This is a genomic window from Brevundimonas sp. AVps5, from assembly GCF_058681515.1.
In genome coordinates this window covers 608211-625000 of the sequence record NZ_CM178740.1, presented here as the reverse complement: position 1 = coordinate 625000, position 16790 = coordinate 608211, and the positions used below count along the sequence as shown (strand labels likewise).

The following is a 16790-nucleotide window of genomic DNA, read 5'->3' as shown; positions in this document are numbered from 1 at the left end:
GGAGCGCAGAAAACCGTCAGGAGAAGCGAGAGGCTTCCCTCTGTTATCATGTTCGGCGATTCGATTGGAGCGCGGAGACTATGTGGAACCAGCCATGGAAGCAAGGAGTTTGTTGCCCCTTCTCTCCCTCCGGGTCCCTGGAGACTTGCGTCCCCGAGGCCCCGGCGGCCAGCCCGTCTCCGAGCGAGGGGGCGATATACGTAGGGCCCCCATTGTCCGCAAGCGGCATTTTCGTGGCGGTCGAAGTTTCTCGCGTGGTCCGGGTCGGCGAACTGCGTGACCGCCTGAGGTCCTAGCCCGCGGCTATGTAGGTGCGCAGGCTTTCCGCTTCCCGGGTGGCCTCGGCGATCTGGCATTTGACCACGTCGCCGATGGAGATCACGCCGCTGAGCCGACTGTCCTTAAGCACCGGCAGATGGCGGATCCGGCGGTCGGTCATTCGCTCCATGAGAATCGCCACCGTCTCGCCGGGCTCGGCGAAGATCACGTCCCGGGTCATATAGGCGGACACAGGCTTGCCGAGGCCGGCGGCTCCGTCCGCAGCGACAGCCTTGACCACATCCCTCTCGGAGATGACGCCGACGACCCGATCACCGTCACAGACGATCAGGGCACCGACCCGTCGCGTGTCAAGCTCGGCGCAGGCGGCGGAGAGGGTGATGTCGGGCGCGACGCTGAACACGTCACCCCCTTTGCCCTTGAGGATTTCAGCGACCAGCACAGTGCGGTTCCTTCCCTTGTGTTCCTGGGAACGGCCGCCGGCCCGAAGGACTTAAAGCCGCTTCAAGGCAAAGGATCGCCCAGACCGCCCGACGAATCAAACCTTTCCTCAGGCCGCGCGAACACCCGGGCCAGGGGCCCGATGGCGAGGATGCCGAACAGGAAACCGAAGGCGTGGGCCTCCCAGGCGATTCTCGCGCCCTCGACCCCCGGCGCGAAGCCGATCAGGCCGACGACGGCGTTGACGGCCATCCAGGCGATCGAGGTCGTGACGACGGCGCGACTGGTCAGCGGCAGGACCCGCCCTCGCCCGCCCAGCAGCCGGGTCGCCGCGCCGATCAGGCCGAAGACCGCACCGGAGGCGCCAACCAGCGGATCAGGGCTGCCGAGGTGGACCAGGCCATAGCCCAGGGTCGCAAAAACTCCGGCGCATATATAAAGGGCCAGGAACACCCCTGCGCCGACCGTGCCGCGGAACAGCCTGGCCAACGGCGCGCCGAAGGTCAGGGCCGCCACGGCGTTCATCAGGGCATGCACCCAGCCGCCGTGCACCAGCATCGAGGTGAACAGGCCGCCATATCGTCCATCGACGAGTTCGATCGGCGCGAAGGCCAGCCCCAGCCAGTTGTCGCGGGAGCGCTCCTGGAAAAAGTAGAGCGCCGGCATCGAGGCGGCCAGAAGCACCGCCAGGAGCGGGGCATTGAAGATGCGTTCCCTCGGGGGTGGACCGGCGAATCGGTCGGGCATGGGGTCCATCCGGCTCAAATGCGGAAAGGCCTAACCAATCTCAAGCGCTTCTTAATAACCATAACTCACTTTGGGAGCCGGACCGCGACCTTGCGGCCGTTAACCGTGTGCGCGTGGGATTGGCCGAAATGCCCTTCAAGAGGACATCCATCGCCCTGCTGACCGTCGCTCTGGCGGCTCCGGGCGTAGCCCTGGCCCAATCGAGCGGCTCGGCAGGCCTGTCGACATTCCAGAGCGGCTACGGCGGCGCGCGGCAGTCGGTGACCTCGGCCCAGACCGGATCGACCCGCGACCAGAACGGCAATCGCCTGATCGTCGATGGAATCATCCAGGCCGGTGCCTCGGCCTACTCCCGCCAGTCCGGCGGGGTGTCGAACACATACTCCGGCGGAGTCGGTCACTCGCAGGGCACGACGATCGCGGGCTCCACGGCCATCGGCAACAATCTGAACGTGGTGATCCAGGGCAGCCACAACACGGTCATCGTCAACTCGCGCCAGACCAATACGGGCAATGTCAGCGCCCGAACGGATCTGACCGGCACCCTGACAGGCTTCGAATGATCGCGCGCACGCTTCGTCCCCGGCTGAGGAGCGGCGTCGTCGCCGTCGCGGTCGCCGCACTGCTGTCCGCCTGCGTCAGTCCGGTGGCGGGGCCGAATGGCCTCTACGCCACGCCGATCGGCAATGCGCCGGTGACGTCGAACGCAACGCCCTACTCGACGGCGCTCTATTGTCTCGCCGACTATGCCCGGCGCTACAATCTGCCCTCGCCCCGTATGGCGGTGGGTCGGATCGCCGACTACACCGGTACTGTCTCGGCCGACGGCGGCCGCCAGATTACCCAGGGCGCGTCCTTGATGGCGATGTCGGCGCTGGGGAAGTCGGGTGCCCAGATGGTCGAGCGCTACGACACCTCGATCTCGGAGATGGAGCTCCGGTACGCCAACAATCGCCTTATCGGCGACCAGGGCGGCACGGCGGAGGAGCCAAACTATCGCCGCATCCTGGCGGGTCAGGTGCCGGGCTCTGATTTCTACATCATCGGCGGCATCACCGAGATGAATTACAATATCCGCTCGGCCGGCTTCGACGCCGCCGTGGGGGAGACCGACACCGACGTCCCCGGCTCGGGCATCATCCAGGGCAAGGTCTATGTCATGAACATCGCGATCGACCTGCGTCTCGTCCAGACGACGACACAGGAAGTGGTCGACGTCATCTCCTACCAGAAGCAGATCATCGGCCGCGAAATCTCCGCCGGGGTATTCGACTTCCTCAACGGCAACGTCTTCGACGTCTCGGCGGGCACGGGTGCCATGGAGCCTGTCGGCTTGGCGGTCCGCTCCCTGATCGAGCGCGCGACGCTGGAGATGATGGCGAATCTGTACGGCGCCCCGGGGCCGGAAGTCTGCCTGAACGCGTCGAATGATCCGTTGAACACGGTGGGAGCCACCGGCGGCTACTATCCGGCCTATGACAACACGGGAACGAACAATGGCCAGACTCGCGCCGATCCTTCTCGCTGGCATGACGGCCGCGACCGCGACGTGCGTAGGTCCAGATATTGAGAGTGGACGCCGAGGCATCCACTCTCATGAACGCGTTCCCCCGTTCGCAGTCTTCAAAGACTGAAAAGGACCTACTTGGTGGGCTTACAGCCAGTCGCGAACGAGCAGCCAATCACACAAGCTCTGTAAGCGTTATCATCGGTCGGATACTCTGCACTGCAGTCTTGAGCACACTCAACCAGGGCTTCATCATTGCAGCCCGCAGCGGCGTTGGCGGAAGCAGTTCCTACCAACATCATAACCGCCGAAAGAGCGACCAACACTCGTCTCATCATTTTCCTCCAAAGGCGCCAATCGCCCCCAAAGACCCTATACCGAGGATTGTATTTCTGCAACTCACGAGAGATTGGATCGTCTGTTGAGATTTAAACTCGTATCGCCCCTTTTGCTCGCGTCCTGCGTCTGGCTGCCTGGTCTCGCGAATGCGCAGTATTTACAGCCGGACCGTTCGATCGTCCTGAATCAGCAGCTTCAGCTCGGCGACGTCATCGCGGGCCAGACCCTGAACGTCGAGGACGCCGACGGAGAGGTGGGCGTCAACAACGCCGCCCAGGGCAACAGCCTGTCCGGATCGGTCGAGAACGACGCCCTCAGCCTCAGCTCGACCCAGACGATGCGCGGAAACACACGCGCCACCACCACAATGACCCTGACCGGCGACACCGAGGGTGCGGTCAATGCGACGACCCAGGCGCGCGGCAACTACCTGGCGGCCGGAGCCTACGGTGCCGATCTGACGATCGAGTCGACCCAGACGGTGGATCCGTCCGAGGTCACGGCCTCCTCCACGATCACGGGATCGTCCGCCCGCCTGATCGGCGGCGCCTCGATCGGGGTCACGGCCATCGCCAACACCACGGCCATCGGGGCGAGCCGCTCCCATGTCGAAGGCACGGTGATCCAGAACTCAGCCGCCGGCGTCCGCGCCGACAATTTCGCCGGCACGCAATACATCCCCGGGACCGGCGAGTTCATCAGCCAGTCGATCGGCAACTCGGTCCAGGTGAACTCCGGCCTCGCCTCCAGCCAGAACCTGACCCTGCGCCAACGTCAGGCCGGCGATCAGGTCACCGCCTCGACCAGCGCCAACGCCGGAAACGCCTGGGACCTGGCCGGCCGGGCCCGGGCCACGGGCAACCAGGCGGTGCTCTACAATCAGGGCGGATCGGCCGTCGTGACCACCGACCAGTCCAACCTGTCCCGGATCCAGACCGCCAGCCGCGTCACCAGCTACGATTTCGGCGCGGCGACCTCGAACGCCTACGGGACCGGCAACGAGGTCTCGATCGGCAACAACGATCGCTACCTCGAGATCGACAATTCCCAGGTGAACTCGGGTGGGGTCGAGGTCTCCTCCACCTTCGAAGGCACGAACGGCTACGACACCTATGTCGCGGCGGAGGCCGTGGGCAATTCGGTCACCGGCTATGCCTGCTCAGCCTGCGACGGCACGATGGACGTCACGAACGCCCAGACGAATTCCGGAAATGTCTCGGCCAGCGCCTCCACGACCATCCGGGGCAGCGGCCGTTCGGTGGCGACCGGAGCCAATGCCATAGGCAACAGCGCAACCTTCTACGTCTCGCGCCCCGGAACCTGACGTAAAGTTCCCTTGACACCCGCACCGGTTCGGGGCGAAGGTGACGACAACTGGCGGGCGCCGCCGGGGTCCCATCGTCATCTCTGTCCAGCCGTGCCTGCCCGGGGCGCGGCGACCGTTCCACCGGAGCCTGCATGTCCAACGCCCGTCGCCTTCTTCTCGTCGCCGCCTCCGGGCTGGCGCTCCTTACGGCTATGCCTGCCGTCGCCCAGACGGCCCAGCCTTCCGCCCCCTGGGCCCAGGCGGCCAGCGACATTCCCGCCGATTCGAACGTTCGCTTCGGTGTCCTGCCGAACGGCATGAAATATGCGATCCTGCGCAACGCCACGCCTCCGGGCCAGGCCTCGCTGCGCCTGCGCATCGCTGCCGGCTCACTGATGGAGAATGACGACCAGCAGGGCCTGGCACACTTCATGGAGCATATGGCCTTCAACGGGACGACCAACATCCCGGAGAACGACCTGCTGCGCATCCTCGAGCGTCTGGGTCTGGCCTTCGGCGCCGACACCAACGCCGCCACCAGCTTCGACCAGACCTTCTACCAACTGGAACTGCCGCGCACGAACGACGAGACGGTCGATACGGCCCTGCGGATCATGCGCGAACAGGTGTCCGAAGCCCTGATGGACGCCGACGCCGTCGACGACGAGCGTAACGTCATCGTCGGCGAGGAGCGGACACGGAACACGCCCGGCCTGCGCTCGGCCAAGGCCCAGTTCGCCCTGCTCGCCCCCGGTCAACGGATCTCGCAGCGGTTCCCGATCGGCGACCTGGATGTCATTCGCACCGCGCCCCGCGATCGCTTCGTCGAATTCTACAACGCCTACTACAGGCCCTCGCGCGCCACGATGCTGGCCGTGGGCGACTTCGATGTGGATCAGATGGAGGCCAAGATCCGCGGTGCCTTCGAGAGCTGGCAGCCCAAGGCGGCTGACGGTCCAGAGCCCGAACTGGGCACCGTGGCTCCGCGCGGACCCGAGACCCGCATCCTGGTCGAACCGGGTGTCCAGTCGTCGATCCAGCTGAACTGGACGCGCGGCCCAGACCTCGATGCCGACACCGTCGCCGAGCGCCAGTCGCGGATTGTGCGCAGCCTCGGCCTGGCGGTGCTGAACCGTCGCCTCGGCGAACTGGCGCGTGCCGACAATCCGCCGTTCATCGGCGCCGGCGCGTCGAGCTCCACCCTGTTCGACAGCGTCGACATCGGCGGGGTTCAGGCCAGCTTCAACCCAGGCGGCCTGCCGCGGGCGCTTCAGACTATCGAACAGGAAACCCGCCGCCTGCAGGAATTCGGCGTGACCGAGGCTGAGCTGCTGCGGGAGATCACTGACAATCGCACCAGCCTGGAGAACGCCGTCGCCGCCGCCGCGACCCGGACGACGCCTGCCCTGGTCAACGGCCTGCTGTTCGCGACCAATGACGACCGCGTCTTCTCCTCGCCCCAGACCAATCTCGACATCTTCAACGCCACCGTCGAGGGCCTGACGCCCGCAGCCGTCGATACTGCGGTCAAGGCAACCTTTGAAGGCCAGGGCCCGCTGGCCCTGGTGGTCACGCCGGAGCCGATCGAGGGCGGCGAGGCCGGGGTCACCGCCCTGCTTGAGGCCTCCCAGGCCACGCCGGTCACCGCCCGTGCGGTCCAGGCCGCTCTGGAATGGCCCTATGCCGAGTTCGGCGCTCCGGCCCAGCCGACGACGCGCCGTGAGATCGCCGAGGTCGGTGCCACCGTCGTCACCTTCGCCAACGGCACGACCCTGACGATCAAGCCGACCACCTTCCGCGACGAGCAGATCCTGGTCAGCGTCCGCACCGGGCTCGGCGAACGAGGTCTGCCCACCGACCGGCAGGACCCCCAGACGCTCGCGTCGTTCGTGTTCGCCCCCGGCGGCCTCGGCAAACTGACAGCCGATGAGCTGACCCGGGTGCTGAGCGGCCGGATCTATGGTGCCAACTTCTCGGTGGACGGCGACGCCTACCAGCTGTCGGGTGCCACCCGGCCCCAGGATCTGGCGCTCGAGATGCAGGTTCTGACCGCCTATCTGACCGACCCGGGCCTGCGTCCCGCCCCGTTCGAGCAGATCAAGGCCCTGTTCCCGCAGATCATCGCCCAGCAGATGGCCACACCGGCCGGAGCCTTCGGCATTCAGTCGTCGGGCCTCCTGGCGTCGGGCGACGCGCGCCAGACCTTCCCGACCGCCCAGGACATCGGCGGCTGGACCATGGACCAGCTCAAGGCCGGCCTGACCGCCGGCCTCGGACAGGGTCCGGTCGATGTCGTCATGGTCGGCGATGTCACCGTGGACGACGCCATTGCAGCGGTCGGCTCAACGATCGCCGCCCTGCCCGCGCGTCCGGCCCTGCCGACGCCGGCCGCCGGCGCCGATGTGCTACGCTTCCCGGCCGGGACGGTCACGCCGGTCGTGCTGACTCACACCGGGCCGGCGGAACAGGCGCTGGGCTATGTCGCCTGGCCCACGGTCGATGCCGTCAATGATCGCACCGAGGCGCGTCTCGCCAATCTGTTGGCGGCGGTCATGGAACTGCGGGTCCTCGACGAAATCCGTGAGAAGCAGGCCCTGGCCTATTCGCCGGGCGTCAGCGCCTCGTCTTCGGATGTCTACGCGGGTTACGGCTCCATCTCCGTCACCGCCCAGACGACGCCGGAGAACCAGGCCAAACTGTTCGAGGCGGTCGACGTCATCGCCGCCTCGCTGCGCGACACGCCGATCACCGAGGACGAGCTGACCCGGGCACGCGCGCCCCAGGTCGAGGCCCTGCGCCGCAGCCAGGCGGGTAACGAATACTGGCAGGGCCAGCTCAACGATGTGGCGAGCGATGCGGATTCCGTGACCCAGATCACGACCCACATCAGCGACATCGAGGGATTCACCCCCGCCGATATCCAGGCAGCCGCCCAGCGCTGGCTGGTCGACGCCAAGGCCTGGCGCGCGTCGGTGATCTCGACGAACGCCCCGGCGCAGTAGGAAGAAAAAAGGCCCCGGGGCTTTCGCTCCGGGGCCAAGTCTACACTCAGGATCGCCGGCGATGAACCGACGATCGAACACTAGGCCCCGGCAGATGCGCCCGGGCTGAACGGCGCGTTGTCCGCCGTTCAGGTGACGCGGACGATCTCTAGAAGACCCGTCCGCCGACACCACCGTCCAGCATCATGGTCGCGCCGACGATCGAAGCGCCCTGCGCCATCACGGTTTCCTCGCGGTATTCGGTGTAGATTTCCTCGCGGATCCAGGTGACCACCTTCACGCCTGCGCCGTAACGGCGCAGCAGCGAACGCTCGTTGCAGTCGCGTTCCTGACGCTGGACCCGGCAGATGATCGCGCCCGAGCGGTCGCGCCACAGGGCGTTGCCTTTCTCGCAGGCGAAGGTTTCGCCACCCAGGCCGCCGTGGCCGACCTGGCCCGACCACTCGGACCAGGTGACCTGGAGATGGGTGCCGGCGATGCAGCGGAACAGTTCGCCCTCATAGCTGTCGGCGATGTCCCGGTCCGGAATGACCTGGGACGCCGGATGCGGGATTTCGCGGTCATCGATGCAGAAGGCCTGGATGACGACGCGCTTTTCCCAGCGACGACGAGCCTCGTAGGGCACGCGCACGACCTGGGCGACCGCCCCGGCCTCGACGTTCAGATTCTGGATGACCGTGGGGTAGGGCTGTTCGACGCTGAAATAAGCCGAGCCGCCGCCACCGCCGCGCAGGTTGCCGTAGCCGCCGGCGCGGGCGTTGACCCCTGCGCGCGCCGCCGCCGACGCGTTGGAGTTGGCGTTCGCATTGATGTTGACGTTGATGTTGATGTCGCCCGGCGTCGGATAGTCGGGCGGCCCGGGATGGTCGCAGCAATCCGGCGGAGGCGGCGGCGGGGGCGGAGGAGGAGGCGGCTGGCAGCCCATGTCGCAGGGCGGCGGTGGAGGCGGCGGACAGCCGGCCGTGCACTGGGCCGAGCCGGCCGCGGTGGCCAGGCTCCAGAGGCCGGCGGCGCCGGCAAGGGCCGGCAGCCAGGTCTTGATCCGCACCCGCATGGGCTGGGCTCCTGCAAACAACAAGCGGCGTCGCACGGGGCGCGGGCCGGTTCAGCCTGACATCTGGCGGCAAAGGTCTTTCGTTTCCGTTAGTCACATCCTTTGCCCTACCGCTCGCGGCGCGGCCGCTCGCTGCCTGAGGGCGGCCCTTTGCCCTACCGCTCGCGGCGCGGCCGCTCGCTGCTTGAGGACGGCCTTTGCCCTACCGCTCGCGGCCTGAGGGCGGTTCGCGGCTGGCCCACGCCTTGCGCCGGACCTGTCGAAGGCGAGGACGATGTTCCATCCCGGCACGCAAAACCTGATCGACCACTGGGCGGCCCTGCCCGAGTCTGGCCGGATTCCCGCGCGCGCAGCGTTCGAGCCGATGCGAATGGGCGGGCTGGTCCCGCAACTGTTCACCGCCGACCGCGCCCCGGAGGGCGCGACCTTCCGCCTCGCCGGGGCCTGGATCGAGACCCTGCACGCCCGCCCGATGCGCGGCCTGTCGTGGCTGGAGTTGTGGGCCCCGGAAAGCCGGCCGCTGGTGGCCAGCGCCGTGGTCCAGACCTTCCGTGAAGCGCGTCCCGTGGTCATGGTCGCAGAGGCCGCGCGCCTGCGGGGCGTACTCGAGATCGTTATCGCGCCGATGCGCCAACCGGATGGAACGGCGGATCGCCTGATCGGCCTCTATCAACCCGTGGCCGAACAGGAGCGCCGCAGCGAGGCCATCGGGCCGCTGACCGCCCGCCTGTCGATCGGTGTCGGAACGCCGAGCCGTGCGCCGCTGACCCTGGCGGCGCTGGACGGACGCCGGATCGCGTAGTCGTGCCCCTCTCCCGCCGGGAGAGGGAAACTATTCGACCTCCTTCAGCTCCGCCGCATACCGCTTCCAGTTCTGCACATAATGCTGCGCCGAGGCCGTCAGGGCGGCGATCTGTCCCTCGTCCAGTTCGCGGACGACCTTGCCGGGCTGGCCCATGACCAGGGAGCCGTCCGGGATGACCTTGCCCTCGGGGATCAGGGCGTTGGCGCCGATGAGGCAGTTCTTTCCGATCCGGGCGCGGTTCAGGATCACAGCCCCGATGCCGATCAGACTGTTGTCGCCCACCGTGCACCCGTGAAGCATGACCTTGTGCCCCACGGTCACGTCGCGGCCGATGGTCAGGGGCGAGCCGGGGTCGGAATGCAGGACACTGCCGTCCTGGATGTTGGTGTTCTCGCCGATCGTGATCGGATCATTGTCGCCGCGGACGGTCGCCCCGAACCAGACACTGGCGCCCGAGCCGAGAATCACGTTCCCTAGGATGACAGCAGTGTCCGCGATCCAGTATTCGCCCTTCGGCGGCAGCTGCGGTTTCTTGTCCGCCAGCGAATAGATCGTCATCGAAACATCACCTTATTCTTAAGTAAATTAGGGCTTTAACCCTTCGCTAACCACGATAGCATCATTCTGTTGATGCGATTCGAGGTCGCCATTTCGGCCCCGAGTCCGAAGCCGGATCAATCCCGGTCCGGTCAGAGCCTTGGGGGCGTGCGTGACGCGTTCGGGTATGCGGCGGGTCTTCCCGCTGGATGTGGGATACATCTCCGACCCCGGATGCCGCTTCTGCGCCTCCCCTATCCTCCCCACCCTCGTTCGAGGCGATGCTTTCGCAGCATCGCCTTTTTTCATGCCCTGGAGGCACTGATGGCCAAGCGTGCAACCCTGAAGCGTCAAACCCGCGATGGAGGGGCCTTCGACGGACCCGACTATGGACAGGATGCGAAAATCCGCCGCCTGCCGACCCCTCAGAGCCGGGGGGCGTGGTCGCCGCATCCGTCCAACGACGACCGGGACCAGGCCTATCTGAAGACACTGAAGCCCAAGTCCGAGGGCCAGGCCGAACTGCTGAACGCCATCGACACCCACAACCTGACCGTGGCCCTCGGGCCGGCAGGCACAGGCAAGACCTATCTGGCGGTGGCCAAGGCGGTCGAGGCCCTGGAGGCCGGCAAGATCGGCCGCATCGTCCTGTCGCGCCCCGCCGTCGAGGCCGGCGAATCGATCGGCTTCCTGCCCGGGGCCATGGAGGACAAGCTGGCCCCCTATCTGCGCCCCCTCTACGACGCCCTGTCCGATCGCCTGACCATGAAGCGGGTCGGGGCGCTGATGGCCGAAGGGTTGATCGAGATCGCGCCGGTCGGATACATGCGCGGCCGCACGCTGAACAACGCCTTCATCGTCATCGATGAGGCCCAGAACTGCACCTATGTGCAGCTGAAGATGCTGCTGACGCGCCTGGGCTGGCATTCGACCATGGTGGTGACGGGCGACCCCGGCCAGACGGACCTTCTGCCGTCGCTGTCGGGGCTGGCAGACATCGCCCAACGACTGGAAGCCGTGCCGGAGATTGCGGTGGTGCGGCTGGCCGAGGGCGACATCGTCCGCCACCCGCTGGTCGCGAGCATGATCGGGGTTCTCTGACCCTCTTGACCGGACACGGAAAAGGCCGGCGGATCGCAGGATCCGCCGGCCTTCTTCATTTCAGCGAGGCGTTCAGCGCTTCCTGGCGCCGTCCAGGCTCCAGGCACCGGGGCCCGAGGTGACGAGGTACAGGAAGACAAGGCAGAACAGGATCGCCCCGTCGCCGCCGTTGACCACCGGGAACGGGCTGGAGGGGGCGTGGAACATCCAGTAGGCCACGGCCATCATGCCCGACAGGATGAAGGCGGTCGGACGGGTGAACAGGCCCAGGATGATGAGTGCCCCGCCGATCGTTTCCAGCACGCCGCCGACGCCGAGAAGGGTGGCGAGCGCCTGTTGGCCCGGCTCGGCACCTTCTGGAAAGCCGATCAGCTTGACCAGACCGTGGCCGAGGAAGAGCAGGCCGGCGACGATGCGAAGGATCGCCAGGGCCTGCGGTTGGTATCTGGAAGCGCCATTGAACATATTCATGAGATTCACCCCTGTTTGTGGAACGCGTTAATGAGTGCAGCCTGCCTGGCGACGCTACGCCAGACGGGCCGTCGGGCAAGTCAGCCCCTGGTGTCAGGCGGCGTCGACCAGGACGATCTCGGCGTCGTTGACGGCCGTGACGGTGATCGTCGCCTCGTCCGAGATGGCCGCACCATCGCGGGCCTTCAGGCGAACGCCATTGACCTCGACCTCGCCGATGGCCGGAACCAGATAGCCGCGACGCGAGGCGCCCAGCGGATAGGTCGCGCTCTCGCCCGCCTTCAGGGTCGCGCCGACGATGCGGGCATCGGTGCGGATCGGCAGGGCACCCCCACCCTCCTCGCTGACGTCGCCGTCGAAGCCGGAGGCCAGGACCACGAACTGTCCGGCGCGGTCACCCTTGGGGAAGGGTTTGGCACCCCAGGCCGGGGCCTCACCGCGTTTGGTCGGCTCGATCCAGATCTGGAAGATGCGGGTCAGGGTCGGCTCGGCGTTGTACTCCGCGTGGCGGATCCCCGTGCCGGCGCTCATCACCTGGACGTCGCCGGCCTCGGTCCGGCCCTTGTTGCCCAGGCTGTCCTCGTGGGTGATCGCGCCTTCGCGGACGTAGGTGATGATCTCCATGTCCGAGTGCGGATGGGGCGGGAAGCCCGTGCCGGCGGCGATCTCGTCGTCATTCCAGACGCGCAGATTGCCCCAGCTCATGCGCGCCGGATCATGGTAGTTGGCGAAAGAGAAATGGTGTTTGGCGTTCAGCCAGCCATGGTTGGCCCCGCCCAGGCTTTCGAACGGTCTGCGCTCGATCATAGAAGTCTCTCCGGCCGCGGGACGTCCCGCAGCGCTGTTGCTCGGACGGTAACATAGGCAGTCGGGAGCGAACTGCAACAGTTATTGTATCAGAATGACGTCTCCCTCTCCCGTTGGGAGAGGGAGAGCGCGCACGGCGGCCATAGCCGCCGTCCTGGCGCGGTCGGGTGAGGGGCGTGAGTCGCCGGGTACCCATGACCCTCACCCTTTCGGCTTCGCGCATCGCTGCGCTCTGCGAGCCTCAAGCCCTCTCCCGACGGGAGAGGGTTCAGGATCACCGCCCCAGATCGTAGATCCCGGTGATGTCGATCCGCACCGTCATCGCGCCGGCCGCGACCGGGGTCGAGGCGTCAGCGGACTCCATGCGGGCCATGGCATACATCGGCATCTGCGGCTGGGGCGTGTAGCCGCCGCCTTCGTTCAGCGAGCGGATGCCGCCCAGTTCGACTCCCAGGGCCTGGGCGTAGAGACGGGCCTTGTCCTGCAGGGCGCGAACGGCGAGGACGCGGGCCTGGTCCTCGGCGGCTTTGGGATCCCTCAGGCCGAAGGAGATGCCGTTGATCTGGTTGACGCCGGCACCGACCACGGCGTCCGCCGTGGTGCCGACTTTCGACAGATCGTTGATGATCACCGTGACCTGGTTGGACGCTTGGTAGCCGCGCAGGCGGGGCGGCTGGTTTTCAACGTAGTCGTATTGCGCCGACAGGTTCAGACCCGAGGTCTGGATGTCACGGTCGGGGATACCGGCGCGGCTGAGGGCGGCGAAGACCTCCTGCATGTGGCGGGCGTTGTCGGCCAGGGCGGCCTGGGCCGTCGGAGCCTCTGTCTGCACCCCGAAGGTGATGGTGGCCATGTCGGGCGCGACCCGGACCTCGCCATAGGCGGACAGGTTGAGGGCGGGCCGGGCGGCCATGGCGTGCACCTGCATCGGGGTGGACGGGGCGGATTGGGCGAAGGCGGGCGCAGCGAACACGGTCAGAGCCGTGGCGGCCATCAGGGCCTTGAAGGTGCGGGTCATGGAAGAATCCTCATCGAGAACGAAACCTGGGACGGCCCCCGTTCTCTGCGAGGGCCGTGGCGGAACCTTGGCCTTTGACGCCTGAACGCACGGAGCGGTCGCATCGGCAGGAACCGTTCATCAAGATGAAATCGCCGACAGGGTCCGGGCTCTTTCCCGGCGCGGCCTCCCCTGCTAGGCCGGGCATCCGCCCTGGGTCCTGCGGTTTGGGGGCGCGTAGCTCAATGGTTAGAGCCGACCGCTCATAACGGTCTGGTTGGGGGTTCGAGTCCCTCCGCGCCTACCACCCTCGCCTATCTGCGCCAGCGATCCTCGCCCCGGATCTGGCCGCCGTCGATGTAGCGGCCGCTGGAGTCGTACCAGCCGTCGCCCTGCTGGAAGCGGCCGTAGTTGTCCGGCATGTACGAATAGTCGTCGTATGGGTCGCCGTAGGCACCGTCCATCTCGTCCCACCAGTCGCGGGGATAGGCGGTGAACTGGCAGTCGTAGCCCTGATCCGGACTCTGGTACCACTGGGGGGCATAGCGGTCGCGGTAGCGCGGCTCCCAGCGCGGCCGGCACAGTTCGTCGGACCAGACGCGGTTGCCCGAGGCGTCGAGCGTGGCTCGATACTCGCGGTCAAAGACCTCGCGCATACCGACGAAGGTGTTGTTGGTAACGATCGCCCGGCCGGACTGGACCGCCACGCCGACCGAACCGGCGCGGACGCGGCTGTCGGTCAGGGTCAATTCGCCGTTGTAGAGAACCGCGCCCTTGTCGGCCCGGCAGATCTTCGATCCCGAGACCGTGACCGAGGCACCCTCGACCGCCACGCCCTCGGAGAAGCCGCAGATCCTGGTGTTGACGACCTCGACCCGGCCGTAGTCCCGGCGCGACCGCACCGCCAGGCCGATGGCGCGCGGGCCGAAATTGTTCGGCGTCTCTGTCCCGCTGAGGGTCACCGAATCGATACGCGACGGATCGGCGTTGCCAGGCACGATCTCGATGCCGGACTGGGAACCGGAGATCACCGTCTCCCACAGGTTCAGGGTCGCTCCGTCAGCGACGATGGCAGGAGCGATGGTCAGGGCGTCGATGATGGTATCGCGCAGGTCGACCGCGCCGCCGTCGGCATAGATGGCCGCCTCGTCGCCCGCATAACGGATGCCGAGACGGTTGGCGACGATCTGGCCGCCGTAGCTGACGATACAGGCCGCGTCCCCGCCGCGCGGCGAGGCCAGGACGACATCGCGCAGTTCCAGTCGCACGCCGGACGCCACGGTGATGCAGGGCAGACCGTCCGGGGCCTGAAGGGTGATGGCCGAGCCTTCGTTCCAGCGGCGCGGATCGAAGCCGCCCTCGCCGATGATGGTCATGGGCTTGTCGATGTTCAGCCAGCCGACGCAGGCACCGCCCCGCGCGCGGATGACGAGGGTGCCCCCGGGGCGCACGCGCTGGACCGCCGCCTCGACGCCGCCCGTACCGGGGCTACCGCCGCAATCGACCAGGACGATCTCCTCACCACCGGGGATGATCGGGCCGCCATAGGGGGGCTGATAGCCCGGCCGCCCGTCCGGGCGTTGCGTGCCGTAGTTCCAGCGGCGCGGCTGAGTCTGGCGGCGGGTCTGGCTCGCGGACGGATCCAGCAGCAGTCCGAAGTTCGGGCGCGTCTGGCTCTCGACCCGGGCGGCGGTCTGGGCCTGGGCGTCAGGGGCCGCAACCGTCACGCCGGCGGCGATGGCCAGGGCGGAAAGGGCGACGGTGAGCGTCTTCATCGGATCAGCCCCTCCTTAGCGGCGCTGCGAACGGGAAACCTGGGCCAGGACGGCCTGCAGGCGAGAGGCGGACGGACCGAAGCCGGCCAGGGCCGAATCGATACGGAAGGCGACGGCCTCCGCCTTGTCCTGATCCGCGACCCCGGCGACGCCGAGCGCGAAATAGGTCGACATGGCGAACTTGGCCTCGGGCGAGCCCTGTTTGTCGGCCTGCTGGTACCAGTGGAAGGCGCGGGCGTAGTCGGGCGGGACGCCGATACCCTCGGAATACATGACCGCCAGCACGAGTTGAGCCTCCGACGAGCCGTTCACCGCCGCCAGCTGGATGGCGCGGACCATCTCCAGATAGGACAGGCGCGATTCCATGTTGTGGCCGAGCATGGCCTCAAGCGACTGGATCTGGCGGGCCGACAGGTCGTTCGGAGCGTTCAACACCTCCTCGGTCACGCCGAGGTAGCGCAGGGCGCGACCGACGTGAACGAAGGGCAGTTCAGTCATCCGGCCCAGCGCATACTCATAGGCGTCGCCACGCGGGCGGCTTTCGTCGGAGAAGGGCACGCCTGAAGCCGGGGCCTCGTTCGGATAGAACTCGTAGGGCGGCACCCATTGGCGCGCCTTGGCCTCGACGAAGGCGCCGTAACGCGACCGGCCCGGCGAGGACCGTTCGAAATCCTTCAGCAGGACATAGGCGCCGACGTCGCCCGTCTGAACCGCAAGGTAGTTGTACAGGTAGGCGTCGACGTCGTTCCTCGGGAACAGGCTGACGGCGGCGTAGTAGCCGGCGCGACTCCGGTCCGGCTGGCCGCCGGCGTTGCGTCCCCAGGCCTCGCGCGCCTGGGCGTTGTCCTGCGGCTCTCCGAACGGGCCGTAGAGGGCGTCGTGAAGCCGGGCCAGGGCGCGGAAGCCGTCCGCATCCTGGGTCGACAGGACATAGATGATGCGGTTGCGGACCTCGGACTGCTCATCCATCGTCATGCGCGACAGCTGGTCGTCCAGCCGCTGGTAGGCGACGTGGCGTTCCCAGGCCCGACAGTCGTCGTAGCGCGAGACGTTGCGGAAGCCGCCGAACATGCCGCTGCGATCCGCCCGGTTGATCGGGGCGTAGCCCTCGTCATTGGCCAGGGCCATGCCTGTCCAGACCGCGCTCTCGATCGGGTCCTCGACATTCTTGTCGGTGGCCCGCAGCGCCGCATAGCGGGTGGCGAGTTCGAGCTGGGCGAAGAAGTCGCCGCGGAAGGCCGAGCGGCGCAACTGGCGCAGGCCCGTTTCCTGGGCATTGAATTCCGGGCCGGTGACCGACTGTGGCCGGGGGCAAGCGTTGGCGGCGGCGTTGTCCGCTCGCCGCCAGAAGGCCGGGCCCGAATCGCTGCAACTGGCGACAGAGCCGGCGGTCACGGCCAGGGCGGCGATGACGGCGATGGCCATAATCGGCCCCCGCAGGCGGGAGCCACGCGAGCGGTCGTCATCTCTGGCGTCGCGGTCGCGCATTCCCTTCATCCCGTTCCCCAAACCCACACACTGGAAGCCTGGAAGAGGCTTGGCGTTAACCATTTCCCAAACCGGTCGTTTGGTCCAGTGAACTTCCGATCACGGTTAACGCTGGTTTGGGACAAAGCGTTGCC

Annotated in this window: 15 protein-coding genes and 1 tRNA gene; 7 read left to right on the top strand and 9 right to left on the bottom strand. The window is 67.1% G+C overall.

The window, feature by feature from the left end; translation table 11 throughout:
• Window positions 1–292: 292 nt before the first annotated feature.
• Both ACW18A_RS03115 and ACW18A_RS03110 read right to left on the bottom strand, forming a co-directional pair.
• Window positions 293–721: a CBS domain-containing protein gene (locus ACW18A_RS03115; RefSeq protein WP_492023351.1), complete on the bottom strand. Its 429-nt coding sequence runs from the start codon at window positions 719–721 to the stop codon at window positions 293–295.
• A gap of 62 nt (window positions 722–783) precedes the next feature.
• A complete protein-coding gene (locus ACW18A_RS03110) occupies window positions 784–1467 on the bottom strand; it encodes a rhomboid family intramembrane serine protease (protein ID WP_492023350.1) in 684 nt (227 codons plus the stop codon).
• Between the two features lie 128 nt (window positions 1468–1595).
• Between ACW18A_RS03110 and hfaA the strand changes: the two genes are divergently transcribed.
• From hfaA to ACW18A_RS03090, 4 genes are all read left to right on the top strand, one after another.
• Complete coding sequence (gene hfaA / locus ACW18A_RS03105) at window positions 1596–2030, top strand: holdfast anchoring protein HfaA (protein WP_492023349.1); 435 nt, start codon at window positions 1596–1598, stop codon at window positions 2028–2030.
• Complete coding sequence (gene hfaB, locus ACW18A_RS03100) at window positions 2027–3037, top strand: holdfast anchoring protein HfaB (RefSeq protein WP_492023348.1); 1011 nt, start codon at window positions 2027–2029, stop codon at window positions 3035–3037. Before hfaA ends, hfaB begins: the two co-directional genes overlap by 4 nt.
• Before the next feature lie 358 nt (window positions 3038–3395).
• Window positions 3396–4637, top strand: coding sequence for a holdfast anchor protein HfaD (gene hfaD, locus ACW18A_RS03095; RefSeq protein ID WP_492023347.1), 1242 nt, complete (start codon window positions 3396–3398; stop codon window positions 4635–4637).
• 134 nt (window positions 4638–4771) lie between these two features.
• Window positions 4772–7621, top strand: a complete 2850-nt coding sequence (locus ACW18A_RS03090) for a M16 family metallopeptidase (RefSeq protein ID WP_492023346.1) — start codon at window positions 4772–4774, stop codon at window positions 7619–7621.
• A gap of 148 nt (window positions 7622–7769) precedes the next feature.
• Here the strand turns inward: ACW18A_RS03090 and ACW18A_RS03085 are convergent, their stop codons facing one another.
• On the bottom strand, window positions 7770–8675 hold the full coding sequence (locus ACW18A_RS03085) for a hypothetical protein (RefSeq protein WP_492023345.1): 906 nt from the start codon (window positions 8673–8675) through the stop codon (window positions 7770–7772).
• 274 nt (window positions 8676–8949) lie between these two features.
• On the opposite strand from ACW18A_RS03085, the gene ACW18A_RS03080 reads away from it, so the two are divergent.
• Window positions 8950–9477, top strand: a complete 528-nt coding sequence (locus ACW18A_RS03080; RefSeq protein WP_492023344.1) for a PAS domain-containing protein — start codon at window positions 8950–8952, stop codon at window positions 9475–9477.
• A 30-nt stretch (window positions 9478–9507) separates the two neighbouring features.
• Here the strand turns inward: ACW18A_RS03080 and ACW18A_RS03075 are convergent, their stop codons facing one another.
• A complete protein-coding gene (locus ACW18A_RS03075; protein WP_492023343.1) occupies window positions 9508–10038 on the bottom strand; it encodes a gamma carbonic anhydrase family protein in 531 nt (176 codons plus the stop codon).
• Between the two features lie 291 nt (window positions 10039–10329).
• Between ACW18A_RS03075 and ACW18A_RS03070 the strand changes: the two genes are divergently transcribed.
• A complete protein-coding gene (locus ACW18A_RS03070) occupies window positions 10330–11118 on the top strand; it encodes a PhoH family protein (protein WP_492024326.1) in 789 nt (262 codons plus the stop codon).
• A gap of 72 nt (window positions 11119–11190) precedes the next feature.
• On the opposite strand, the gene ACW18A_RS03065 is transcribed toward ACW18A_RS03070, so the two are convergent.
• The 3 genes from ACW18A_RS03065 to ACW18A_RS03055 form a co-directional block, all read right to left on the bottom strand.
• Complete coding sequence (locus ACW18A_RS03065) at window positions 11191–11589, bottom strand: DoxX family protein (protein ID WP_492023342.1); 399 nt, start codon at window positions 11587–11589, stop codon at window positions 11191–11193.
• Window positions 11590–11682: 93 nt separating this feature from the next.
• Window positions 11683–12396 (bottom strand): pirin family protein, encoded by a 714-nt coding sequence (locus tag ACW18A_RS03060; protein ID WP_492023341.1) that lies wholly within the window; start codon window positions 12394–12396, stop codon window positions 11683–11685.
• 274 nt (window positions 12397–12670) lie between these two features.
• Window positions 12671–13414, bottom strand: a complete 744-nt coding sequence (locus ACW18A_RS03055; RefSeq protein WP_492023340.1) for an SIMPL domain-containing protein — start codon at window positions 13412–13414, stop codon at window positions 12671–12673.
• 210 nt (window positions 13415–13624) lie between these two features.
• On the opposite strand from ACW18A_RS03055, the gene ACW18A_RS03050 reads away from it, so the two are divergent.
• Window positions 13625–13700 (top strand) — tRNA-Ile (locus ACW18A_RS03050).
• 7 nt (window positions 13701–13707) lie between these two features.
• On the opposite strand, the gene ACW18A_RS03045 is transcribed toward ACW18A_RS03050, so the two are convergent.
• Together ACW18A_RS03045 and ACW18A_RS03040 are read right to left on the bottom strand one after the other, a co-directional pair.
• A complete protein-coding gene (locus tag ACW18A_RS03045) occupies window positions 13708–15168 on the bottom strand; it encodes a right-handed parallel beta-helix repeat-containing protein (RefSeq protein ID WP_492023339.1) in 1461 nt (486 codons plus the stop codon).
• 15 nt (window positions 15169–15183) lie between these two features.
• On the bottom strand, window positions 15184–16665 hold the full coding sequence (locus ACW18A_RS03040; protein WP_492023338.1) for a tetratricopeptide repeat protein: 1482 nt from the start codon (window positions 16663–16665) through the stop codon (window positions 15184–15186).
• Window positions 16666–16790: the final 125 nt, after the last annotated feature.